The 24,703-nt window shown below is 56.0% G+C and carries 20 protein-coding genes; 13 read left to right on the forward strand and 7 right to left on the reverse strand.

Features of this window, described 5'->3' with window-relative positions; translation table 11 throughout:
• The first annotated feature begins 26 nt into the window (after positions 1-26).
• Both dhaL and FDK21_RS16790 read left to right on the forward strand, forming a co-directional pair.
• Positions 27-1,790, forward strand: a complete 1,764-nt coding sequence (dhaL, locus tag FDK21_RS16785) for a dihydroxyacetone kinase subunit DhaL (RefSeq protein ID WP_138150022.1) — start codon at positions 27-29, stop codon at positions 1,788-1,790.
• A gap of 448 nt (positions 1,791-2,238) precedes the next feature.
• On the forward strand, positions 2,239-4,614 hold the full coding sequence (locus tag FDK21_RS16790; protein WP_138150024.1) for a HAMP domain-containing methyl-accepting chemotaxis protein: 2,376 nt from the start codon (positions 2,239-2,241) through the stop codon (positions 4,612-4,614).
• Between the two features lie 328 nt (positions 4,615-4,942).
• Here FDK21_RS16790 and FDK21_RS21045 read toward each other — a convergent pair whose 3' ends face one another.
• Together FDK21_RS21045 and FDK21_RS16800 are read right to left on the reverse strand one after the other, a co-directional pair.
• Positions 4,943-6,310, reverse strand: a complete 1,368-nt coding sequence (locus FDK21_RS21045; protein WP_171022133.1) for a methyl-accepting chemotaxis protein — start codon at positions 6,308-6,310, stop codon at positions 4,943-4,945.
• Positions 6,285-6,809, reverse strand: coding sequence for a PAS domain-containing protein (locus FDK21_RS16800; protein WP_138150200.1), 525 nt, complete (start codon positions 6,807-6,809; stop codon positions 6,285-6,287). Before FDK21_RS16800 ends, FDK21_RS21045 begins: the two co-directional genes overlap by 26 nt.
• A gap of 568 nt (positions 6,810-7,377) precedes the next feature.
• Here FDK21_RS16800 and FDK21_RS16805 point away from each other — a divergent pair.
• On the forward strand, positions 7,378-8,268 hold the full coding sequence (locus FDK21_RS16805; RefSeq protein ID WP_138150026.1) for a hypothetical protein: 891 nt from the start codon (positions 7,378-7,380) through the stop codon (positions 8,266-8,268).
• A 21-nt stretch (positions 8,269-8,289) separates the two neighbouring features.
• On the opposite strand, the gene FDK21_RS16810 is transcribed toward FDK21_RS16805, so the two are convergent.
• Complete coding sequence (locus FDK21_RS16810; protein WP_246657605.1) at positions 8,290-8,841, reverse strand: TetR/AcrR family transcriptional regulator; 552 nt, start codon at positions 8,839-8,841, stop codon at positions 8,290-8,292.
• A 136-nt stretch (positions 8,842-8,977) separates the two neighbouring features.
• On the opposite strand from FDK21_RS16810, the gene FDK21_RS16815 reads away from it, so the two are divergent.
• Together FDK21_RS16815 and FDK21_RS16820 are read left to right on the forward strand one after the other, a co-directional pair.
• Positions 8,978-9,511 (forward strand): peroxiredoxin-like family protein, encoded by a 534-nt coding sequence (locus tag FDK21_RS16815; RefSeq protein ID WP_138150030.1) that lies wholly within the window; start codon positions 8,978-8,980, stop codon positions 9,509-9,511.
• A gap of 16 nt (positions 9,512-9,527) precedes the next feature.
• Complete coding sequence (locus tag FDK21_RS16820; RefSeq protein WP_138150032.1) at positions 9,528-9,935, forward strand: nuclear transport factor 2 family protein; 408 nt, start codon at positions 9,528-9,530, stop codon at positions 9,933-9,935.
• Between the two features lie 140 nt (positions 9,936-10,075).
• Here the strand turns inward: FDK21_RS16820 and FDK21_RS16825 are convergent, their stop codons facing one another.
• Positions 10,076-11,068 (reverse strand): GlxA family transcriptional regulator, encoded by a 993-nt coding sequence (locus tag FDK21_RS16825; protein WP_138150034.1) that lies wholly within the window; start codon positions 11,066-11,068, stop codon positions 10,076-10,078.
• A gap of 198 nt (positions 11,069-11,266) precedes the next feature.
• Here FDK21_RS16825 and FDK21_RS16830 point away from each other — a divergent pair, with 198 nt between their 5' ends.
• From FDK21_RS16830 to FDK21_RS16845, 4 genes are read left to right on the forward strand one after another with little or no spacing between them, the layout of a single operon-like run.
• Positions 11,267-12,520: a sarcosine oxidase subunit beta family protein gene (locus tag FDK21_RS16830; protein WP_138150036.1), complete on the forward strand. Its 1,254-nt coding sequence runs from the start codon at positions 11,267-11,269 to the stop codon at positions 12,518-12,520.
• 20 nt (positions 12,521-12,540) lie between these two features.
• The gene (locus FDK21_RS16835) at positions 12,541-12,843 is read left to right on the forward strand and encodes a sarcosine oxidase subunit delta (RefSeq protein WP_138150038.1); all 303 of its coding nucleotides are present in this window, start codon (positions 12,541-12,543) and stop codon (positions 12,841-12,843) included.
• Positions 12,840-15,833, forward strand: coding sequence for a sarcosine oxidase subunit alpha (locus FDK21_RS16840; RefSeq protein WP_138150040.1), 2,994 nt, complete (start codon positions 12,840-12,842; stop codon positions 15,831-15,833). Before FDK21_RS16835 ends, FDK21_RS16840 begins: the two co-directional genes overlap by 4 nt.
• Positions 15,834-15,845: 12 nt before the next feature.
• On the forward strand, positions 15,846-16,409 hold the full coding sequence (locus tag FDK21_RS16845; RefSeq protein ID WP_171022134.1) for a sarcosine oxidase subunit gamma family protein: 564 nt from the start codon (positions 15,846-15,848) through the stop codon (positions 16,407-16,409).
• Positions 16,410-16,483: 74 nt separating this feature from the next.
• On the opposite strand, the gene FDK21_RS16850 is transcribed toward FDK21_RS16845, so the two are convergent.
• The 3 genes from FDK21_RS16850 to FDK21_RS16860 all read right to left on the reverse strand — a co-directional run bounded on the left by FDK21_RS16850 (position 16,484) and on the right by FDK21_RS16860 (position 18,887).
• Positions 16,484-17,194, reverse strand: coding sequence for a glutathione S-transferase N-terminal domain-containing protein (locus FDK21_RS16850; RefSeq protein WP_138150044.1), 711 nt, complete (start codon positions 17,192-17,194; stop codon positions 16,484-16,486).
• 351 nt (positions 17,195-17,545) lie between these two features.
• Entirely contained in the window at positions 17,546-17,758 is a 213-nt protein-coding gene (locus FDK21_RS16855; protein WP_138150046.1) for a hypothetical protein, read from the reverse strand.
• A 361-nt stretch (positions 17,759-18,119) separates the two neighbouring features.
• The gene (locus tag FDK21_RS16860; RefSeq protein WP_138150048.1) at positions 18,120-18,887 is read right to left on the reverse strand and encodes an AraC family transcriptional regulator; all 768 of its coding nucleotides are present in this window, start codon (positions 18,885-18,887) and stop codon (positions 18,120-18,122) included.
• Positions 18,888-19,815: 928 nt separating this feature from the next.
• On the opposite strand from FDK21_RS16860, the gene FDK21_RS16865 reads away from it, so the two are divergent.
• The 4 genes from FDK21_RS16865 to FDK21_RS16880 all read left to right on the forward strand — a co-directional run bounded on the left by FDK21_RS16865 (position 19,816) and on the right by FDK21_RS16880 (position 24,641).
• Positions 19,816-21,387 carry a BCCT family transporter gene (locus FDK21_RS16865; protein WP_114011518.1) on the forward strand — a complete coding sequence of 524 codons (1,572 nt, stop codon included), beginning with the start codon at positions 19,816-19,818 and terminating at the stop codon, positions 21,385-21,387.
• Positions 21,388-21,631: 244 nt separating this feature from the next.
• Positions 21,632-22,648: a hypothetical protein gene (locus tag FDK21_RS16870; protein ID WP_210238823.1), complete on the forward strand. Its 1,017-nt coding sequence runs from the start codon at positions 21,632-21,634 to the stop codon at positions 22,646-22,648.
• Complete coding sequence (locus tag FDK21_RS16875) at positions 22,638-23,537, forward strand: MurR/RpiR family transcriptional regulator (protein WP_138150049.1); 900 nt, start codon at positions 22,638-22,640, stop codon at positions 23,535-23,537. The genes FDK21_RS16870 and FDK21_RS16875 overlap by 11 nt, the downstream gene beginning before the upstream one ends.
• Positions 23,538-23,603: 66 nt before the next feature.
• Entirely contained in the window at positions 23,604-24,641 is a 1,038-nt protein-coding gene (locus FDK21_RS16880) for a carbohydrate kinase family protein (RefSeq protein ID WP_171022135.1), read from the forward strand.
• The last annotated feature ends 62 nt before the right edge of the window (positions 24,642-24,703 follow it).

The following is a 24,703-nucleotide window of genomic DNA, read 5'->3' on the forward strand; positions in this document are numbered from 1 at the left end:
AGATAAGACATTTGAGGAGGACAACCATGTCACTGACACAGGACCACCAAACCAAGAAGTTGATGAACGCGCCCGAAGACATCATTCCCGAAATGATTGAAGGCATGATTCTGGCACATCCCGATTTGTTGAAGCTTGAAGGGGCGACAGGGCGAGCGGTTGTCGCGGTCGATGGCCCACGCGATGGCAAGGTTGGTATCGTGGTGGGCGGTGGGTCAGGCCATGAGCCAGCATTTGCCGGCTATGTTGGTCGCGGGCTTGCCGATGCAGCGGCCGTGGGTAATGTCTTTGCCTCACCCTCACCGGAACATATCAAAGAGGCCGCCATGGCTGCGGATGGCGGAGCAGGGGTGGTTTTCCTTTATGGCAACTATACCGGTGATGTGCTCAATTTCGACATGGCTGCAGAGGAATGCGCAGAACTTGGCATTGACGCCCGCTCCGTTGCTGTGATCGATGATGTGGCCTCTGCGCCAAAGGAGAAAGCTGGTGAGCGTCGCGGCATAGCAGGTGATTTTTTTGTCTTCAAAATCGCCGGTGCCGCTGCCGATCAGGGCCGTTCACTTGATGAGGTGGTTGCCGCGGCAAACCGAGCCAACGCGGCGACCCTGTCGATGGGTGTGGCGCTTTCGGCCTGTTCCATGCCCCAGACCCTCAAGCCCAACTTCGACATCGGACCCGATGAGATGGAAATCGGCATGGGCGTCCATGGGGAGCCGGGGATGCGACGGGCAAAAGTCGGTCGGGCCGATGACGTGACCAATGAATTGATGGACCTGATCCTCAACGAAATGAAGCCAAAGGCAGGGGATGAAGTCGCAGTCCTTGTCAATGGCCTTGGTGCCACAGGGTTGATGGAGCTTTACGTGATCTATCGCCGGGTCGCCCAGATCCTGGCCGCTCAAGGGGTCACGATCCACTATTCATGGGTTGGCGAATATTGCACATCAATGGAAATGGCCGGGGCGTCCGTGACCTTGCTCAAACTGGATGAGGATCTGAAATCCCTTCTCGATCATCCTTGCCGGACCCCGGCTCTGACGGTTGGGGCGGCCCCACGTCCAATTGACGGAGCGAAGAGAACAGTGCGGACCTATGAGGGAACAAGCCGTGCCGATGCGGTCGATCGTGCATCACTCAAGTCGAGCGGTTCAATCTCGCCTAAAATTTTTCGTGTCATGATGCTGGCGGCCGGAGCCGCAATTGCACAAGAGCGGGATCGATTGAGTGAGTTGGACGGGGTCATTGGCGACGGAGACCACGGTGTGACCATGGATATCGGTTGGCGGGCCGTGATCAAGGCCCTTGATGTCGCGCCCGCAGACGACACCATCACACTGACATGCACAAAGGCAGCCAAGGCATTCCTTGATGCTGTCGGCGCATCCTCCGGTCCGCTCTATGCCGGTGCCTTCAACACCGCAGGCAAGACTGTGGTTGACCGGCTCAATCTGGATGGCGCCGCGATGGCCGCTTGGGTTGAAGGCATGCTCAACGGCATCCTCGGTCGGGGTGGTGCCAGTGCAGGCGACAAGACAATGATCGATGCATGGATGCCCGCCGCAGAAGCGGCCCGCAAGGCCGCAGGCACGACGGACGATCCGGCGATCGTGCTGAGGGCCGCATGCGATGGTGCCCGGATGGGGGCAGATGCAACGCGAGACATGGAGAGCCGGCGCGGTCGCTCCAAAAAACTCGGAATCCGGTCCGTTGGCCACATCGACCCTGGAGCAGAATCCGCCCATGTGATGCTCAAGGCAATGAGTGAGGCGCTTGAAAGCGCAGGCTAGATTCTGTTGACAGACCTGACTTGCAGGTCAGTAAAGGTCTGTATCGGGATGATTATGAAGTAACGATCCTGAACCGCTTGCTGTTAAGCGATGGGGAATGGATGATGTTCAACGCGTCACCCATTCCTATGAATCACAGACTGTTTGGCAGGTCTCGACTTGAGGCAGATATGCCAAGACAAAACAGACAGGAAAAAGCCAACTCGAAGAGTCTGTGTAGGATTTGAATGGCTTGGAGCCAACCATTTCTAGAATCGGGAAAGCGCCCTTCTGTCCTAAATTTAGCAGAATTATGGATATGTCTGAATAATATAAGGATATGGTAAATAAATATTTGAAATGAACATTATGCAGTATTGTCAAAAACAGTGTTAATCAGCCGAGATTTACGAACAATTAGGTAAAATACTTTAGTGTCTGGCGCATACTATTCGGACGGAGGAAGCGGATGTCCAAACCAGGCAAACAAGCAAAACATCAGTCGACCAACCGGTTGCATTCGGTTGGAACGAAAATTGGCGCTGGCATGGCGCTGCTCGCGGTTTTTGTGATCGCCATTGCCCTTGTGGGGGTACGCGGCATCGGATCTATCAGCGGCGCTCTTACCCAGACGACAGCGGCCACGGACATCCTCATTCATGTCAACACTGCGACCGGTTCGATCTCCGAGTTCATTCTCAATAAGCAACCGGATCGGATAGAGAATGCGGTCGAAAATCTCGACACAGCGCTTGGCCAGATCAGCTCCGAAAACAACCAAAGTGACGCTCAGATTGCCGCAGACATCAAGGCGATGAAAGAGGCAGTGCACCAATTGGGTAGCTCTCAGGCCGCCGTCGAGAAGGCATCCAGAGAACTCGTCGAAATCGTCGACAAACTCAACACCAGTTCCTCAAAGGCCGAACAAGCCAGTGCCGACGCCATCAATGCCGCTGAACGCGAAACGGGCAATGTCTTCGTCAATCTCGATCGTGCGCGCAAGATGCTCTACAGCGCCAGCAATGTGCGCTCCGCCGGTCTTGAGATTCATCAGGTGCTGACCGAGCAATTTTTCCTGACCCAGCAAGCCGTGGACAAAATCAAAGTGTCCTTCGAAGCTGTTCGCCCCTCCATCAAGTCGATGACGGATTTTGGCAGTGCCCCGAGCACTCAGAAACAGGTCAGCACCATCGTCACAGCCTTCTACAAGTTTGACAAGGCCGTGGCGCAGGATGGCCCATCAGCGGACTATTCCCTGCTCGTTGATAACGCCAAGATCATGGTCAAATACGCCTCTGAGCTGAACAATGTGCTGGCCGACGAAGTGGCCAAAGAGATGGCCATCAAGACCGAAAAAGACAATGACCGTTCCAAAGCCCGTGTGATTGGCGGCTTGGTGCACAATTTCTCGAATCTCATTCATTCAGCAACTCTGGCTGCGGATCGCTATCGGTTGGTACCGACCGAAGAGATGGCGGCCAAGGTTGAGGGAACGCTCAAAAAGGCCACCGGTTTTGCCAAAATTCTGGGCAAGAAAGGCCACGAAGACCTGCCCACGGGCCTTGAAAATCTGAAAGCGGCTTTCCAGTCCCTGCAGGATGCAACGGTCCAGTTTGACGAGACCACCAAGCGGGTTGTCGAAACCTCCCGGCTTGCAGCAGACCATGTCGAGCGCTACACCATCGAGGCGCAGAAGCTGGCAGAAACCCAAAGCAGCCGCAACATCACCCTGATGACAGCTGCAGGCGGGGTGGCAATTCTGCTCACCATCGCGGTCAGTTTTCTGTTGATCAAGCTGATTGCTCAGCCGATTATCAATATCACCGCCTCGATGTTGCGTCTGGCCGATGGCGATACGGACATTGATGTCAAACCGTCCAACCGGCGGGATGAAATCGGCACCATGCTGCATTCGGTGCGCATTTTCAGGGAAAACGCCCTTGAACGGGTGAAGCTGGAACAAGCCAAAGCTCAAGAGCAATCCGCCCAGATTGAACGGCAGAAGCATATCGAGGCGCTGATCAGCGGCTTCCATCGCTCCAGCCATGAACTGCTGGCCGCGGTCGGCTCCACGGCTGGCGATCTCAACAACACGGCGACTGCCCTGACTAATATTGCCAGAGATTCCACCAATCGCGCCGATGACACCCAAGGCTCGTCATCCGAGGTCAGCAACAATGTGCAGACTGTGGCCTCTGCTGCGGAAGAATTGTCGGCGTCGATCTCCGAGATCTCGGAACAGGTCAACAGAACGACCGAAGTGGTGAGACGGGCAGGCGAGCGCACGCAAGCCACCAATGAGAAGGTTGAAGGGCTCTCCTCGTCAGCCTTGCGTATCGGTGAGGTGGTCAGCCTTATTCAGGCCATCGCCGAGCAAACCAACCTACTCGCGCTCAATGCGACCATCGAGGCCGCACGTGCGGGCGAGGCTGGCAAGGGCTTTGCAGTCGTCGCCGCAGAAGTGAAAGAGCTGGCGAACCAGACCTCCAAGGCAACTGAGGAGATCTCCTCACAGATCAATGAAATCCAGTCTCTGACCGAAGAAACGGTCTCTGCGATTGCCGCCATCACCGAGACGATGGAGGAAGTTGACAAATATACCGCCACCATTGCCGCGTCGGTCAATCAACAGGGGGCAGCAACCAACGAGATTTCGTTGAGTGCCGGGCAGGCTGCAAGAGGCACGGCCAGCGTGTCGTCCAACATCACCGGCCTTGCTGAGGCGGTCAATGACACATCCCGTTCGGCGGATCAGGTTCTTCAGGCCTCAGCCGCTTTGGGTGAAAAAACCGAGACCTTGACGCAACAGGTAGAGACCTTCCTGAACGAGGTTGCCTCTGCATAGGCCTTGCCTGACGAAGTTACAGAACACTCAAAACACACAAACCGCGCAAAGCAATTTGCGCGGTTTGTTTTTGCCCGGATCGTCGAAACCAATCCAGCTCGGTGCACGGCAACTGACTACAAGATCCGGTCAGGATTTTGCTTCGTCTTTGTGAGAAGCGGGCGGCGAAGGGAACTCCTGGACCGAATTCTGAAATGGATTGATGCCTGAAGTGAGGATTGCGTCAGGACATGGAGCGAGCCTGTTGGCGCTTGCTGGAGTGAGAGCAAAAAAGGACCGCATTCTTGTCGGAATGCGGTCCTGATTGGTCTTCAGTTATGAAAGCCTGCTAGGAAGCCCTGCGCTCTGGGCCCTCATAACTTGTTTCATTGTTTACGCGCCTGTCGAGAGGCCCTTGTCGCAGACCGAGAATGAAGCTGGCGACTTCCTGCTGCAGGGTTGCTGCGTCTTTCGTCATCCGGTCGGCCGATTGCAGGACGAAGTCCGCTGCGTGGCCCGTTTCTTCTGCATTCTGGGACACATTGTTGATATTCTGCGCGACTTGCTCCGTGCCGGTATGGGCTTCTTCCACATTCCGGGCAATTTCTGCTGTCGCTGCATTTTGCTGTTCCGCAGCGGCGGCAACGGCAGCCGTGATTTCCTCCATCTCGCCAATCACTCGGGAGACATTGCCAAAGGTGGCGACAGCCTCTTGTGTTGCGGCTTGAATGGTTTGGATCTGAAGCGTGATGTCATCAATGGCCCTGGATGTTTGACCGGCAAGATCCTTGACTTCACCAGCTACGACGGCAAATCCCTTGCCGGCTTCGCCCGCTCTGGCCGCTTCGATGGTTGCATTCAAGGCGAGCATGTTTGTTTGCGCGGCAATGGCAGAAATGAGCTCCACCACTCGGCCGATCGTATCGGCTGCCACGGCCAGACTCTGGATTTTTTCCTCACCTTGCCGTGTCTCGTTGACGGCGTTGTTTGCCACGCGAGCGGAGCGTTCGATCTGGGTGCCGATTTCCTGAGAACTCGCGCTGAGCTCTTCCACTGCGGCGGAGACCGTTTGCACATTGACCGACGTTTCATGGCTGGCCGAAGCGACAATCGCGGCCCGCTCATTGGTGTTTGCGGCGCTATTGGTCATTTCAGTGGCCGTCGAGTTCATCTGATCGCCAGCCTCGGAGAGATTGGCGGCAATGATTTTCGTGGCATCTTCAAAGTGGGTCGTTTTCTCGGCAAAGTCATTGATGCGCATTTGCACACGCGAGATTGCACCATTCATTTGCCCCGCATAGGCATGAAAACTTCCATTCAGACCTTCGAGCTGGATACGGCGATAATATTTGTTCTGAGACAAGGCGTTCGAAGATGCCACCGCTTCACGCATGAAGGTATCAAAGCTATCAACCAGATAGTTCACCGATGTCATCAGAACACGAAGATCCCCAGCATCGAGATTCTCATTTGTCCGTTGCTCGAAATCACCATATCCAACACGCTTGGCGATGGTGGAGACATGGTTGATTGATTGGCTGGTTTTGTGGTTTTGCCACACACCAACCAGCAACAAGGCGCTAGAGAGGGCCAACAGGACCAATGAAAAAGCCGCTCCGCCCAGCCCGGTAATGAACGAACCGATTGCCGTCAGGTTCAGGCCCAAGGCAACCAGAACACTCCAACGCATTTTAGAGAGTGAGGATAAATTGATCATAGGTCGTCCTTTGCTCTTCCAGAATGCTGGCAAGATGGTTGCTGCTGTCCTGCAATCCGGCTTTCCGGTTGCTCTGGCGTGCTTCAAGTTCAAGCAAGTTGCCGTAAAGGGGTTCAATCACCTTGGTGAGAACTTCCCGGTTCGGTGCGCGACGGGCCGAATGATACCCGACCACGTCTCCATCTGCGCCAAAGGAAGGCGTGACATGCGCAAACACCCAATAATGGTCGCCATTGTTGGACATGTTCTTCACATAGGCGAAAATCTCGCGTTTGGCCTCAAGGGCACCCCACAAGAGTTTGAAAACAGCACGAGGCATTTCGGGATGGCGAACACAACTATGCGGTTTGCCGAGCAGCTCCTTGTTTCCATACCCGGCAATCGTTCGAAAGAGTTGATTACAATAGGTAATCCGTCCCTTTGTGTCAGTTTTACTGACCAGCATCTCGGCGGCGTCGAAATGACGCTCCACCCCCGTTGGTTTGATCTCTGATGCCATATTGACCCTCGCACGCATCGCAATAATATCTATGTAATAGTCATATAATTGAAAATTTAACAATCTAGAAATGCGTGTATTTACCAAGTGGAATTTCCACAACTTCTCCGTACAATTATGTATAGTTAAGGTTGTGTGAGTATAATCTTTGAAAGTATTTGTATATACTGGAAGGTATTGTCAAATAACACTGTTCAGCGAAGCTGCGTAAACGCGTTAAATATTCCGAAACCAACTGGATAGAAGGAAGGCGACTAGGCAAAAAGTATTAAGGCGACGTGCGCGCTTGGTAAGGTTGTACCGGCCCTGCCGCCAATTGGTCCACCAAACAGAGGATGCTGACAATCCGAATATCGCAACTGCCAGAGCCAGAAACTACCGCAACCGCATCGAGATGATTGAGCGGGTATCTCGGTTTTTTGCTTTTTGCATCGACCTCCTTCACCGGCACCGTTACACTGACGCTGGACGTCGATGAACACAAGCGCATGCATCAAGCAAAACAACCGGGCTTGCTGGGCGATGGTGCTCAAGCAAGAGACAAACTGAGCAACGGACATTCGCAACAATGTCAATTTCCAGTAGCCCAATCATTCCCTTTCGGTGGGACTTGTCGAAACGAGAACAGCTCGGGGACCTCGCCAATCATCCGAAGGCGGATATCCCGGACGGATATTATCAGGACGTGCGCGCGATATCCGCCAAGGTCATCGCATTTTCTGATGCGTGTGATCTGGTTTTTGTGGGCCGCTCACCTGAGCATCTGTTTGACTATCTCAATGGAAGCTTTCAGGATCTGGAGCAACGGCCCAGCCTGACATTGTTTCAATTTTCCAAAGCCCTTCAAAACCAGAGCTGGACGGCAAGGACCGGGCCGCCCGACTTCAAGCATCGGGAAGTGGTTGCGCTGCTTGATCACCTGATCGAGCTCAATATCGATCCGCTCAGCTTGACTGCCTCCAAACGAGCGCTGCGGTTTGTCGACTTTGTCAGCACGGGGGGCACGTTCCGAGACTTGCTTGCACTTTACAAAAGGCTCGCGGAACACCAGAAGGCAGACTGGAACATCGTTGAACGCAGGCTTGGTTTCATCGGCATCACAAACCGTAAAAAGAACTCGCCCAATACCTATCGCTGGCAGCAATCAGACGATTGGAAAGCGATGTCGGGCAAGGTCGGAGCAAAGAATGTCTCGGTGTCCTGGCCCTTCTGGGATCACTGCGCCAATCGATCTGAAAAGGTAACGCCATCCCATCACCGCGGCAGATGGTTGAAGCCGCAGGTCGAAACGCCCGAATATGGAGAGGCGATACAAAAGGCTTTGGCGCGTTCCGTCGACATTTACGAATTTGCCAACAGCGCTGAAGAGAGAAAGCTTCTCTCGCAGACTCTGTCATCGAGCCGCGAAATCCGTCATGCATGGCTGCGAAAACTGGCGCATGATCTGAAGTTCGGTTGATTGGAAGGGGGCACCGCGCCCTCAATCCACTGGTTCGTCAAGCAACATTCTCACCCGTTCGTCAATCTGATCGCACATTTGCGCACTGGAATAGCCCGCGCGGGCGCGAAACATGTAGCCTTGTCTCATATCAAACAACAATGCAGCCCGTTCCCGGCAAGGGAAGGTGGGTGACAAGGTGCCTTTCTCGACTTCTTTTTCAAACCGCGCGGTCAAGCGTGCTTCTGCATTCGTGATCGCAGCGCCGACCCGTTCAACCACCCCCTCGACATGCCCGGCAGAGGCAATGACGCTGGAGGCGAGAAAGCACCCCTTTGCGCCGCTTTGATGGCCAGTCGCTGAGTGGATGACCTCAGTCAGAAAGGCGCGCAGCGCCTTCTCGATATCATCTTCTTTCTCGATCGCGACGAGTGGAGCGCAAGCATCGGCCGCGCAATAGTGATCGATGGTTTTGAGATAGAGTGCGCGTTTGTCGCCAAAAGCCGCGTAGAGGCTGGGGCCCGTGATGCCCATCGCACCCGTCAGATCGCGCAAGGACGCGCCATCATAGCCCTTTTCCCAAAATACAGTCATGGCCTTCATCAAGGCCTCATCGCAGTCGAAGGTTCGCGGGCGACCAATTTTTTTTGTATCGTTCAATATATATTCCTTGACGATGATGTGGCTTTCGAATTATGTATTGATCAATATATATAGAAGGTGATCCGAAATGACTAGTAAAAAACTCACCGCCGGAGAGGTCTTTCCGGTGATCGATCTTCCTGTGCTTGACGGCAGTCGGCGCACATTGTCCAAACCTCGGCAGGGCTTTGACTGGATGCTGGTGCTGGTTTATCGCGGCAAGCATTGTCCAATCTGTACCACCTATCTCAGAGAGCTCAACGCGGTTCTGCCGGACTTGCATGCGCTAGGGGTGGATGTTGTTGCGGCCTCGGCGGATAGCAAGGAGCGAGCGATCGGCCACATGGCAGACGTGTCGCCCCAGTTTGACGTGGCCTATGAAATGACCATCACCCAGATGCAGGAGCTGGGGCTTTATGTCTCCGGTCCGCGCAACGGCATCGATGTCGAAGCGCCCTTTGCAGAGCCGGGCCTGTTCGTCATCGACGAAACTGGCCACACCCAAATCATCGACATTTCGAATGTTCCGTTTTCACGGCCCAGCCTGCCATTCATTGCCAAAGGCATTGGATTCCGGCGTGGTCCGATGAAAGACGCCCCCGTCAACGGCACATATGCCTGACTTTATAGGAGACATCATGACCGAGAAGACAAGCGCAGCCCTGCAGGACAAGGTGCAGGACCTGATGAAATATGGCGTCAGCGCCAACATGGAAGAGCTGGACAAAATCTACCACAAAGACATTGTGGTGATGGATCTGAGCATCGATGGACGACTGGTGACCCTTGAGAAACAGGGTTTCATGGCGCAACTGAAAGAAGCCTTCAAGGACAAGATACCGGAAGAGCATCTATGGGCCAAAATCCACAGCCTCACGGTCAATGGGGATCGCGGCCATGTTCTGATTTCGCGAAAAATTCCCGTCGGAGGGCCTAAAATGAAGATCGATCTGAGCATTGATTTTCTCTTCGAGGATGGCCGCTGGCAGGTAACCCGCGAAGTCAATTTCAGTCGCCCTGATACGGACGACCAAGTCGCGGCCTGACAATCTCAGGCTCGATCTTGCAAGCATATGACTGGCACTGGTCTCGGGCTGGCAGACATTCAGCCTGAGCCGTACCTGATCGCCGGTCCGTCCTGTGTGTATGGCGTCTTGATACAGGATGATCAACAGGCGTCAGGGTTTCAGACGCGGCGGGCATGGTCGCGATAGTGACTGGGTGTCATCCCGGCTTCCTTGACGAAACTGCGGGTGAAGTGGGAGGCATCACAAAAGCCGGTTTCCGTTGCAATCTCGGTGATGCTGGCCTCCGCGCGCCGCAGCAACATCCGGCTGTGGGACAAGCGCACTTTAAGGGCCGCTTCTGCCGGACTGAGACCCAGGGCCTCTGTGAAACGGCGCTCCAGCGTCCGGCGGCTCACCTTGAGCATTCGGGCAAGATCATCCATTCGCATCGGCGACGTCAGCCGCTGGCGCATCAGCAGCAGCGCCCGCCGCACCATCGGATCACTGGTGGCAAGCTCCAATGGCAAACCGGGTTGGGGCTTTTCCTCAGTCTGGGCCTCATCGATGATCATGATATGCAGGCTCTTTTGCGCCTCCGCCTTGCCCACATGGCGATCCACCAGAAAGGCAGCCAAATGGGCTGAGCTGACGCCGCCTGAGCAGGTCAGTCGATCCCGATCGACCACGAAAATCTGGTCGGATACCGGGGTCAGGCCACCAAACTGGTCGAGAAAATCCTCATGATGGAACCAGCTTACACAGCAGCGGTAGCCCTCCATCAGCCCGGCCTTGTGCAGAATGAAGGCACCGGTGCATATGCCGACCAGCGGAACCCCCTTGTCTCGTGCCTCACGCAGGAAAGCGAGATAGTCCGGCCCCAATTCTGCACCGGTCCCCAACAAGCCTCCCACTACGGCGATATAGTCATAGGCCTCCGGTTGCCGCAAGGGACCATCAGGTTGGACCTCGATTCCGGCGCTAGATCGCAACGCGCGACGGTCGGGGGATAGGATACGCCATTCACAGCGGATCGGGCGAGACCGGTCCCCTTCATCGGCGGCCAGACGCAAAACATCAACAAAGTTGGCAAAAGCCGACAGGGTGAAGCGCGGGGCTACGATCAGCCCGATACGCAAGCGAGGAATGACAGGACGGGATCCGGCATTGGACATGGCGCAGTCTTTTCATTTGGCAGATAGGGTTGGCGTAAAGATACAATAGCTTTGTCGCATTCATCCAATCAAGCCCATGGCCTGCGGATTTACCTTTTCTCAGTTGGCCTCAACACAATCACATGACAGCCAATCCGCGATCTCGACCCGCAATCCAAGGGCATGGCGCGGATTGCAACAACAGGGAGCCGCCGCACCATGACCCGATATTCCGCTTGGTCGGTTTTCAAGAATGCCTTGACAGGTCATAAGAACTGGCCCGAGCAATGGCCGGACAAAGAGCCGAAATCCAGCTACGACGTGGTGATTGTCGGTGCTGGTGGTCACGGTTTGGGCGCTGCCTATTATCTTGCCAAGGAACATGGCATCACCAACATTGCGGTCATTGACAAAGGCTGGCTTGGTGGCGGCAACACCGGACGCAACACCTCGATCATTCGCTCCAACTATCTCTATGACGAAAGCGCCAAGCTCTATGATCACGCGGTCGATCTGTGGGAAGATCTGAGCGAGGATCTGAATTACAACGTGATGTTCTCCCGCCGTGGCGTCCTGATGCTGGCCCATAATCAGCATGACATCCAGAGTTTCCAGCGGCATATCCATGCCAATCGCCTCAATGGCGTTGACAATCGCTGGGTCAGTGCCGAAGAAGCAAAACAGATTTGCCCGCCGCTCAATCTTGACCCCGATGCTCGCCATCCGGTGTTGGGCGCCGCTTTCCAGTCCCGTGCCGGCACAGCTCGTCATGACGCGGTGGCCTGGGGCTATGCCCGCGCGGCAGCCAAGCTTGGTGTCGACATCATCCAGAATTGCCCCGTCACCGCCATCCGCCGCGATGCCAATGGCGCGGTTGAAGGGGTGGAAACACCCAAAGGCTTCATCCGGGCGGGCCGGGTCGGCGTGTCGGTGGCAGGCACCACCACCCCCTTGATGGAAAGCGCGGGTGTTCGCCTGCCGCTTGAAAGCTTCCCGCTGCAGGCGCTGGTGTCCGAACCGGTCAAGCCGATCTTCCCTTGCGTGGTCATGTCAAACAGCGTGCATGCCTATATCAGCCAGTCCGACAAGGGGGAACTGGTCATCGGCTCAGGCACTGACCAATATACCAGCTACAGCCAACGCGGCGGCCTGCCGCTGATCGAACATACCATTGCGGCAATCTGCGAAATCTTCCCGGTCTTCAACCGCTTGCGGGTCATGCGCACATGGGCGGGCACCGTCGACGTGACGCCAGACCGCTCGCCAATCATCGGCAAGACGCCCGTCAAGGGTCTCTATGTCAATTGCGGCTGGGGCACCGGTGGCTTTAAGGCCACCCCCGGCTCGGCTCATCTCTTCGCCCATACGATTGCCAACGACGACCCGCACCCGATCAACGCCCCCTTCACGCTGGAGCGCTTCACCACCGGTCGCCTGATCGATGAAGCCGCCGCCGCCGCTGTGGCCCACTAAGGCGCATTGAGGACAAAACGATGCTGCATATTCATTGCCCCTATTGCAACGAAACCCTGCCAGAGGCCGAATTTGCCCATGCAGGGGAAGCCCATGTTGCGCGGCCGGAAACCCCCTCTGAGGTGAGTGACGAGGCATGGCGCGACTTTCTGTTCATCCGCGAAAATGTCCGTGGACTGACCTTTGAGCGCTGGCGCCATATTCATGGCTGCGGTCGCTTCTTCAATGCGGTGCGCCACACGGTCACCGATCGGTTCCTGACGACCTACAAGGCGGGTGAACCCCGCCCCGATCTCGACAAATTGCAGGAGGCGGACCAATGAGCGCCAGCCGCATTCCCGGCTATGGCCGGATTGACCCGGACCAGCCGATCGTCTTCACCTTTGATGGCAAATCCTATCGCGGTCGGGCAGGGGACAGCGTGGCCTCTGCGCTTCTGGCCAACGACGTCCATCTGATGGCCCGTTCCTTCAAATATCATCGCCCGCGCGGCGTGGTCACCGCAGGGTCCGAAGAGCCCAATGCGCTGATGTCGAGCAGCCGCGGCCCCGGTCGGACCGAACCGAACAGCCGCGCCACAATGCTTGAAATCTGGGATGGCCTGACCGTTGGCAGTCAGAATTGTTGGCCCAGTCTCGCCTTCGATGTTGGCGTGATCAATGACAAGATGGCGCGTTTCCTCGCGGCGGGCTTCTACTACAAAACCTTCATGAAACCGAAGTTTCTTTGGGAGCGGCTGTATGAACCTGTGATCCGGGCAGCTGCAGGGATTGGTGTGGCGCCCAAGGAAAAAGACCCCGATCATTATGCCTCCCGCAATTGGCATACTGATGTGCTGGTGGTTGGAGGAGGGCCAGCCGGTTTGGCCGCCGCCCGTAAGGCGGCTGAATCCGGGCTCGAGGTGATGCTGGTCGACGAGCATGCAGAACTTGGCGGCACACTGTTGAGCGAGCCTCAAGCCAAAATCAATGGCCAAGCTGCATGGGACTGGCTGGCAAAGGAACTCGAAGAACTTGCAGCCCTTGGCGTCAAGCTGATGAGCCGGACCACGGCGATTGGCTATTTCAACGACAATATGATGGGCCTCTGCCAGCGCCTGTCCGATCATCTGCAACAGCCCGACCCGGACCTGCCGCGCGAATGCATGTGGCGGGTGCGCGCCAGCCAGATCATTCTGGCGCAAGGGGCCATTGAGAAGCCTTTGGTCTTCCACGGTAATGATCGTCCCGGCGTGATGCTGGCCGGGGCTGCCCAGACCTATCTCAACCGATTTGGTGTGTTGGTGGGGCAAAAACCGGTCATCATGACCAGCCATGACAGCGCCTATTATGCGGCCTTTGATTTGGCAGATGCAGGCGCCGCCATTCAGGCGATCATCGATACGCGCGCCGAGATCCCTGCTGCGCTTGAAGCCCAAGCCGGGAGCCGCAATATCCGCCTGTGCAAAGGGCACGTCGTCACCGCCGTGGATGGCAAAAATCAGGTGGCTGGTGTGGCCTTCAACCCGCTGAAGGGTGACAGGGTCGGGGCCGCCGAACGCATTGCCTGCGATGCGGTTCTCATGTGCGGCGGCTGGACACCGTCTCTGCAACTCTTCTCCCATACGGGCGGCTCGATCCGCTGGGATGAGACCCGCGCTGTCTATCTGCCTGATCGAACCACACAGGACTGCCAGATCGCCGGGGCCTGTGGTGGCCATTGGGGTCTGCAAGCCGCTTTTGATGATGGCTTGGCCGCAGGGCAGCGTGCCGCCGGAGCGTTCGGTAAAGCCTCCGATAGCGACAGCCTGACCATCGAAGGCGACCGCATCGGCAGTGGCATCTCGCATCGCGAACTGCCCAACAATCTGGACAGCGTCAAGCAACGGGCTTTCGTCGATTTTCAGAGCGACGTCACCGCCAAGGATTTGCGTCTTGCGGTGCGTGAGGGGATGAAATCCGTCGAACATGTCAAGCGCTACACCACCGCTGGCATGGCGACCGATCAGGGCAAACTCTACAATCTCAACGGTTTGGCAATCATCGCCGATGCCCAGAACAAGAGCCAGCCTGAAATCGGTTTGACCACTTTCCGGCCGCCTTACACGCCGATCACATTTGGCACCTATGCAGGCCATCATGGTGGCAAGCATTTCGAAGTGACCCGCCGCACCCCCATCGACGGTTGGGCGGAGCAGAACGGAGCCATGTTCGAACCTGTCAGCCAGTGGCGTCGGGCATGGTATTTCCCCAAAGCGGGTGAAAGCATGGACGAAGCCGTGGCGCGGGAATGCAAGGCGACCCGCGCCTCGGTCGGCATGTTCGATGCCTCGACCCTTGGCAAGATCGAGGTCGTCGGTCCTGATGCGGTCGAGTTCATGAACCGGCTCTACACCAACCCATGGACCAAGCTGGCACCGGGCCGCTGTCGTTATGGCCTGTTGCTTGGCGATGACGGTTTTGTCCGCGACGATGGGGTCATCGGCCGGTTGGCCGAGGATCGCTTCCATGTCACCACCACAACCGGTGGGGCGGCCCGTGTGCTCAATATGATGGAAGATTATCTCCAGACCGAATGGGGCGACCTCAAGGTTTGGCTGACCTCGACGACTGAGCAATGGGCGACCATTGCCTTGAATGGCCCCAATGCCCGCAAGTTGCTCGCTCCGTTTGTCGAAGGTCTGGACATTGCCAACGAGGCCTTCCCGCACATGTCGGTGGGCGAATGCACGGTCGCCGGCTTCCCGGCGCGGCTCTTCCGCCTCAGCTTCACCGGCGAGTTGGGCTTTGAGGTCAATGTACCCGCCCAACATGGACTTGCCCTGTGGCAGACCCTGCATCAAGCCGGCAAGGCCCTTGATCTGTGCGTCTATGGCACTGAAACCATGCATGTCTTGAGGGCCGAAAAAGGCTTCATCATTGTCGGTCAGGATACCGATGGCACCGTCACTCCCTTTGATTTGGGTATGGGCTGGGCTGTCGCCAAGAAGAAACCGGACTTTGTCGGCATGCGCGGTCTGGCACGACCAGATCTTGTCGCCGAAGGCCGCAAGCAGTTGGTCGGCCTTCTGACCGATGACGCCGCAACCAAGCTCGAAGAGGGGGCACAGATCGTGCTGGATCCATCAGAGCCACTGCCCATGACCATGGTTGGCCATGTTACCTCCTCCTACCACAGCACCACAATCGGTCGTCCGATTGCCCTTGCTTTGTTGCAGGACGGGCGCAAGCGGATTGGCGAACAGGTCCATATCCCGATGCCGGACGGGGTGATCACCGCGACCGTCCGTGACACCCTTTTCTTTGACCCCGATGGCAGCCGCCAGAAAATGTAACAGGAGGCGATGATGCCCATTCTCCCGGACCCGTTACAGACGGGCAAATTGATCGAACAGGACGCACTCGCCATTGAAGTGCTGCCAGAGCTCCAAAGTCGCCTCTCCCTGCGTGTGGCAGGAGGAGACCGCGAAACGCTTGCGGCGGAGATCGACATCCCGCTGCCGGACCAGATCGGCCTTCAGGCGCCTCTGGATGGCGGTGCAATTGCCTGCCTTGGGCCAGATGAATGGATGATGACCCTGACGCGCGATCTTGCGGCCCTTGTGCAGACACGTGCAGGCACGGCCTCTGTGCCTCACGCACTTGTCGACATTTCATCGCGCGAGCTGACGCTGGTGATCTCCGGCTCTGATGCCAGGGAATTGCTGTCGGTCGGCTGCCCGCGCGATTTGCGCTCTTTCACTCCCGGCAAGGCCTGCCGAACCTTGTGCTTTGACGTTCCGGTCATTCTCTGGTGCGAAGCAAAGGATCGCTATCGCCTTGACGTCTGGCGCTCCTTTGCGCCCCATCTGGCGTCCCTGCTACTGCAGTCTGCCAGAGCAATAAAGGCTGAGAAAGATCTCTCGGTCTGATCTCGTTTCAAGGTCCCCACGAAACGAGAAAGCCGCCCTTCGGGGCGGCTTTGTTTTTGGCTCGGTGGTCAAGTTCAATCGCGCGGTGGGATGGTCCAGCCTTTTTTGACCGCCGGGCGGGCTTCGAACCGCTCGACATAGGCGACCACATTCTTGAAGTCATAAAAGCCAGTCACATCCGTCGCTTCATAGAATTTGACGATCGTTGCCAGCCATGGGGCAATGGCGATATCGGCGATCGAATAGGATCCGGCAATCCAGTCCTTGCCTTCCAGCTCTTTGTCGATGACTGCCAACAGACGCTTGGCTTCGTTGATATAGCGCTCGCGCGGGCGCGGATCCTCGATGTCCTTGCCAGCAAATTTGTAGAAAAAGCCCAACTGGCCAAGCATCGGCCCCAGACCGCCCATCTGGAACATCAGCCATTTGAGCACTTCAAGCCGGTTGCGTTCGTTGCTGCCAAAGAGCTTGCCGCTTTTCTCTGCGAGATAGATCAGGATCGCGCCGCTTTCAAACAGGCCAATCGGCTCGCCGTCCGGGCCGTTGGGATCGATGATCGCCGGGATCTTGTTGTTTGGATTGAGCGACAGGAAGGCGTCGCTTTTTACATCGGCGTCAGACAATGTGACTTTGTGGGCTTCGTAAGGCAGACCCATTTCCTCCAACGCGATGGAGACCTTCACGCCATTCGGTGTCGGGAAGGAATAAAGCTGGATGACATCGGGGTTGCTGGCGGGCCAACGCTTGGCAATAGGGAAAGCATCAAGGGATTTGGGATCGGACATGGGAGTGCTCCATACAGACAAAAGGGAAATCGGGCAAAGGAATGCGGACTCTGATGATATATTCAGAGACGACTGATTGGTCTATTCCCGAGATAAGTTTGCCGGAGTTGGAATGGGAGGGGGCTAAGTGATTTTATTTTGCAATTTTTCCCGCATGGGTAAAAAACTGTTTCAAATCAGGACAGCGTATGCACGCGCAGTCCAGCGCGCGCCCAAATGTTAAGGATTGGCTTCCGAGACCGTGCCGCAATCAGGTTGCAACAAGGGGAAGGTCGCAAAAACGATATCCCGTCAAACCCGCCCCTAGCGGGCGGGCTACAAATGGCAGGGCCTGTCAGAATAGAAAAGAGATCAGGCAGCCCGAGCGATCGGCTCGTTGCTTTCACTTCTTGTTTTCAAGGTCTTCATGGTAAGCGCCAGTAGGTCGAGATCAACCGTGTAGCTTTCGATCAACATATCGACAATCAGGCCTTGCTCAAAGCTCTCAAAGCCTGTCTCACCAATGGCTTTCTGAATGGCCGCCTCATCCAGTAGATGCGGCCTTACCTTATAGGAATGTACCATATCTTTCCCCAATTCCCGGCCTGCTATGCGGCCATGTTCCCGACACCATCTTTGAGCTATCCCCAACGATAAGCATGATGGGTGCGGAGCATTTGTCCCAAACTGTCCAGCCATCAGCGCCATCTCCCGGACGCAATCAAAAAGGCTGAAAACCACACTGTGGGCATGTTGATGCCATCCCCTTATGGTTAATGAGCATGGTTAACAAAGCGTAAATTTCTCCTGCTGTGCCTGTAAAAATACCGCTACAGACACGCAGCATGTCACTTGTTTCAGTTCGGGGTGAGGAGAGGGACCCATTGGGACGAATGGTATTGAATTCGCTTTTGTCCGAGGATCGTCCAGCCACAAGGAGTCGGTGTCACTTCCGGACATAAAAACCGGGCGTGATGCCATAGGCGTGGCGGAACTGCTTGATCAGATGGGCCTGATCACAATAGCCCAGATCGGATGCCACCCGGGCTGCATGCTGCCCCTGGCGCAGCCGGGTCTTGGCTTCTGCCAACCGCATGCTTCGATGCCATTTGGATGGCGTGGTGCCAACGGCTTTCGAGAACATCCGCAAAAAGGCGGTCTTGCTGAGATCAACCTCGTTGGCCAGAGCCTCAAGGCTCGGGGGGGTACTGAGATCGGCGCGTAGCCAGTTGAGCACATACTGCACGCGCCAGTCCTCGCTATGCGGGCTGGCTGCCAAACTGCGATCGGAATACCGGCTCGCACTGATCAACAGGATGCCATTGATCACCTCTTCCAGATCTCCCAGAGCATCATCACTCAGAACGGCATCAATGATCTTGGCGAAATATTCAAGTAGCTGCGGGTCATCGACGATCGCGCGGTCAAACACTATCTCACGGTCGGCATGGAGCGCTTGCTGAACATAAGCTTGATCCAGATAGATGCTACCGATCAACTCGGTGCCGGAGCCGGACTGTATTTGGCCCGGATTATACAGCGTCGTCGCATGCTGGGTCGCTTCCATGGCTCGGCCATCCAGCCTCAGCTTTTCATGCCCCTTGATGTTGCAGCTGAGAACAAACTCATCATGGGCGTGGGCGGCAAAGCTCTCATGCTCGGACCAGATTGCCGCTGCTTCATAGCGCGCCGTTTTGATCTGTTTGGTGATCATCAATGAAGACCTGGAAATAGTTATTTATACGAATGTGTCTTTGTTAACATGAGAGGGCATTTTCGTACAATATGACAAGACGCAGTTTCGCTACAGTCTCAAGCGTCTGCTGTTATTCGCGGTCGGACATTATGGTGCGCGCTTTGAAATTTCGATATTTCAATTGGTTATAGTGGGATCGGTGGCTGTTTTTAGAAGTAATGATGATGGTGGCCTCATCGGTTTGGTGCCTGATCTTGCCTTGAGTTGTTGCTGAGGGGACGCAACAATGACAAGGGGTTGGGTGCAATAGTCATTTCGAACCACGCCATTTTTCTGCCATCGGTTTCAAGACCGGTGGGCTGGCAAAGCACCATGCATGAGGCTTTGATAAGGGCGCTGCCCTTCTCAAAGATGAGAGAGACTGAGATCCGGGGTGGAAACGAGACCAGGGTTTAACCATGGTCGGCCGCTTTCGCGCGAAGGGCTTGCTGGTTCCGCATATTTGCCAGCACCTTGGCGTTCCATCTTGGAATAGTGGGGATTGCAGCGTCGGATTTGCTGGTTTTTGCGACGTGGCAATCCCCTTTTTTTGACCTGATACAGCTGCCGGGTCACACCTCCCAATCATAGCTTGCCGACAGACTTGTCCAGATGCGTCCTTGGATCGTTTGACTCGTAATCGTTAGTGTAATAAATCTTCGCGTGCTCATAGAACTAAAGTAGGATTCTGTGGGGCTCGCCCGAGTTCCGCCCCGAAATGGTCGGAGTTGCGCCCTGCGGCGTGTCTTGGCTTGTCCGGGTGGCCGGACCAGCATCAGATCTCATGCGCTTTCGACAAGCGGCAATCTGTTCCTGATGACCACCCCTTTGCTGACGCAGACACGCGCCAAAGATGAGCGCACCCTCCTTTCTGTGACACCACCGGAACCAAATAAATAGGTAAGAAATGTCTGAGACATCCGAAACATACGACACCGACTATGAAGTCGGGCAGGACAATATCAATGCCTTTGGCATGGATGTTCACAATCCGGTCTTCCTCATTTCCGCTATACTCATTCTTGCTTTTGTTGTTGGTACACTGGCTGCACCCACGGAAGCAAAACAGATTTTCGATGGCGCCAAGGGATGGTCGATCAACAATTTTGATTGGCTCTTCATGCTGGCGGGCAACGTGTTTGTGCTGTTCAGCCTGTTCCTGATCATTTCGCCGATGAGCAAGATCCGTATCGGCGGCAAGGATGCAAAGCCTGAATTCTCGGTGATGAGCTGGTTTGCCATGCTGTTCGCTGCCGGCATGGGTATCGGCTTGATGTTCTGGAGTGTTGCCGAGCCTGCTGCCTATTACACCGATTGGTGGGGTACGCCGCTCAATGCCGCAGCCAACACGCCTGAAGGGGCGCAGATGGCCATGGGGGCGACCATGTTCCACTGGGGCCTGCATCCATGGGCAATCTATGCTGTGGTGGGCCTGTCGCTCGCCTTCTTCACTTACAACAAGGATTTGCCACTGACCATTCGGTCTGCCTTCTACCCGTTGATCGGCGACCGCGCGTGGGGCTGGCCTGGCCATTTTGTCGACATTCTGGCCGTTGTTGCCACTTTGTTCGGTCTGGCGACCTCGCTGGGGCTGGGCGCGCAACAGGCCGCCAGTGGCCTGCATTTCCTGTTTGACATTCCAAACACCATCGTCACCCAGATCGTCATTGTCAGCGGTGTGACACTGGTAGCGCTTTGCTCGGTCACCTTGGGGCTGGACAAAGGGGTCAAGATCCTCAGCAACATCAATATGGGCATGGCGCTGCTGCTGTTGGTGTTTGTCTTCCTCTTCGGTCCAACTGTTGTCATCGTGACAAACATGTTCACCACCGGGTCAACCTACTTGGAAAACCTGATCCCGCTGAGCAACTGGATTGGCCGCTCCGATGACAAATTCTATCATGGCTGGACGGTCTTCTACTGGGCTTGGTGGATTTCCTGGTCACCTTTTGTCGGGATGTTCATCGCGCGCATTTCCAAGGGCCGCACGATCCGTCAGTTCCTCACTGCGGTGCTGCTGATCCCAACCCTGGTCACCCTTGTCTGGATGTCTGTCTTTGGGGGCAGCGCGCTTGACCAGATCCAGAATAATGTTGGTGAACTGGCCAACGGTCTGGGTGATGTGTCGCTCGCCATGTTCCACATGTTTGAAAATCTGCCTTTGACCGCAATGATTTCCTTCCTCGCCATTGTGCTGGTGTTGGTCTTCTTCGTCACCTCGTCTGACTCTGGCTCGCTGGTGATCGACAGTATCACGGCCGGTGGCAAAATCGATGCGCCAGTGCCACAGCGCGTCTTCTGGGCGCTGATCGAAGGCTGCATTGCTGCAGCTCTTCTTTACGGGGGCGGGGCCGATGCTTTGGGGGCCTTGCAGGCTGCCTCCATCTCTGCTGGCTTGCCGTTCATCATCGTGCTTCTGGTTATGTGCGTCAGCCTCTATATGGGCCTGCGCCATGAATGGAAGCATGCCGAAACCTGATCCCAGGGACCCGGTCTCTGGTCACTGATATTTGGCTCGCCGCGCTGATGCTCTTCCTGTCATCAGTGCGGCGAGTTTTTTGTATCTATGAGAAAAAATAATTTTCTTAATTATGCAAATATAGGAATTTACTTTTTTATATTCACTGCTATTCTGTGTTGAAACAGAGACAAAATGGACAGGCTGTCGTGCAAGGCACATCGCCAGAGCATGCAAGATTGTCTAGTTTAAGGGAGGATTGGTTATGTCTGCAATGAAACGCCTTGACGAGAAACTGGCGCGGATCGCAAAGGGAGCTTATCGGCCGGTCGACTTCATCATCGCAGATGCCAAGGATGCCGACATGGCCGCCGGGATCGCCGCCAATGGTCCCCGGCTCGATGATCAGGGCAAGCCAACAACCATGATGCGCCCGATGCAGGTCTATCGCGACGACATGATTGAGATGTGCCGTTCTGACCTCGTCGACATCATGCTCACATCCCAGTCTTCCTGCGAATATCTGACCCGCGAAGGGCATTTTTCCGGCAGCGAAATCACACCCGCTGTGCGTCTCAATGATGGCAGTGATATCTGGCTGATGCGGGGTGCCGATTACAAGCGTCTTCCATGCCAGCCTTTCCGCTCGGCGCGCCTGGACCGGGTCAAGCCAGTGGCGGATTTGGGCCTCTACGCCATCACCTTCTACAATGATCTGGAGAAAGACTATCGCACGCTGGAAAATTATGCCCGTTTCCGCGACGAAGCGTCGAGTGCTGGCGTGCGTCATTTCCTCGAAGTCTTCAATCCCCATTTCGACGTTGCCACCCCCGGCACTGACTTTGCCAGTTACAACAACGACGCCATTGTCCGCACCTTGGCTGGTGTGTCGAGCCTTGATCGCCCGATCTTTTTGAAAATGGCCTATAACGGCCCTCGGGCAATGGAGGAACTGGCCTCTTATGATCCGGGCAATCTGATCGTCGGCATCCTCGGTGGCGCTTTCTCGACCACCCGCGACACCCTCGAGATGATCAAACAGGCCGAGACCTATGGTGCACGGGTTGCCTTGTTCGGGCGGCGCATCTTCTTTGCGGAAAGCTCGACAGCCATCGTTCGCACCATGCGGTTGATGCTGGAGGAGGGGTTGACCTCGAAAGAGGCCACCAAGCTTTATTATGACGGGTTGCTGAAGGCTGGCATCAGCCCCAAACTTGCCCTTGAACAGGATATCGAACTGACGGATCCTGTCCTCAAGGCAGGCCTTTCCGATGCCACATAATCGTGCGATGGAACCGTTGGTTGACATCTTTCAGGCCTTGACCTCCGTTGCCCGCTCCGATGACAAGACCATGGCTCCGCTGGCCCAATGGGTGCTGGAACATCAGGATGTGTCGCGCCGACTGACCATTTCCGAGCTTGCTGCGCGCACGGAGGTCAGCGAGACAACCATCTTCCGCTTCTGCAAGCTGCTCGGTTTGACAGGCTACAAAGACTTGCGTCTGGCTCTGGCCGAAGGGCGTGGTTTGGCCCTTGGCTCTCAATTGGCTTCGCCTCAGGAAGAAGCCCATGCGCATTCCTACGGTGCCATTCTGCAAAAGGTGATCGAAGCCAATATCGAGCAATTGATGCGGACGCCGACAGTCCTCTCGCTTGATGCGCTGGAACAAGCCACCAACCGCCTGCTCAAGGCCAACCAGATCCAGATTGTCGGCTTTGGCAGCTCCGCCCCGATTGCCATTGATGCCTGTCGCCGGCTCCTGTCACTGGGGTTGCCTGCCATGGTGCATAGCGACCCGCATATTCTTGCGGTGGTGACCGCGCAGGGCAAACCCGGCACGGTTTTTCTGGGCATTTCCTGCTCAGGCCGGACCCGAGATCTGATTGATGCCTTCGAGACGGCAGGCGAGCGGGGGCTCGACCGGATTCTCATCACCAGCGATCCCGGATCTCCGGCCACCGAGGTTGCCGATCTGGTGTTGGTCTCAGCGGTGCGCAGAATGCCACCGGCGCTTGACATCATCGGCACCCGCGTGTCGCAACTGGCGATTATCGAGGCCATTTCTGTGGCCCTGTCAGAGCAAGACCCAGACGCCCACGCGATCCTCGAGGATACAAGGCAACTGGAGCGGGAAATCGCCAAGAAACGTACGGGTGAACAGACAAAATAGCGGTCGGAACGGTAGGCGGATTGGAAGCCTTCAGGCCATTATGCCTGATTTATGGGGAGGCAAGCGATGGAACGGCAGACACAGCGACAAGGGATCATTTGCGCTGGCAACTGGATCGTCGACATCGTGCATGAAATTGACCAATGGCCAAACAAGAGCGAACTGGCATTGATTGCGCGCGAGGATCGAGGCATCGGTGGTGGTGCCGCCAATGTCAGCTCGGCCTTGGCCCGCATGCAAGTCGGCTTTCCTCTGTTGCCATTCGGAGCGATAGGGAACGATGATCTGGGGGACTTTGTCGTTGAAAGCTGTCAGGCCCTCAATCTGCCGACCGACCGACTGATCCGTCGTGCCGACAAGCCAACGGCCCACACCCACGTCATGTCGGTGCCCGGCGACAGTCGCACCTTTTTCTATCAGGGCGGCGCCAATGACAGTCTGTCTGAAGCGGATTTCTCTGCCGGTTTCTTCGCTGGGTCGGACGCAAAAATCTTCTATCTGGGCTATCTGATGTTGCTTGAGCAGCTTGATGGAATGGAGGGCGACACCACCGGGGCCGCCCACATACTGGCCCGGGCCCGCGCCGCAGGATTGGTCACAGCAGTGGATCTGGTCTCTGCCAGCCGGGATGATTTTTCATGCATCGTGCGGCATGCTGCGCCCCATATCGACTATCTCATCATGAATGAGGTGGAAGCCTGCCGGGCGGGCGATCAGCCTCTCGAGGCGGGCGAGGTGCCATCGGATGCCACATTGCTGGCCGCAGCCGATAAAGTGATGGCGGTGGGCATTCACCGGGCAATCATCATCCATTGCCCCAAAAAGGCGGTCTGGATAGGCAGGGATGCGGAGCCGATCTTCCTCCGGCCCAAACCCCTGTCGCCAGACCAGATTCTCAGCCCGGTCGGGGCAGGGGATGCCTTTTGCGCCGGATTGCTCTACGGCATCCATCAGGGCTTTGCCCCCACCCGGACATTGGCCCTTGCCCATGTCACGGCGGTGTCCTCTATGAAAGGCATGACGGCAACGGAATCGATCCCCCCATTGCACAGTCTGCTGGCCGAACTGGCGTCGAATAGTGCAGAAGACTTTTCGCTCGTTTGACCGCAATTGTTGGATGGCAGGGTGCATGGATCACTTGTAACGTCGGCTCGCCTGAAAATAGG

This window comes from Cohaesibacter sp. CAU 1516 (assembly GCF_005771485.1).
Classification (GTDB): domain Bacteria; phylum Pseudomonadota; class Alphaproteobacteria; order Rhizobiales; family Cohaesibacteraceae; genus Cohaesibacter; species Cohaesibacter intestini.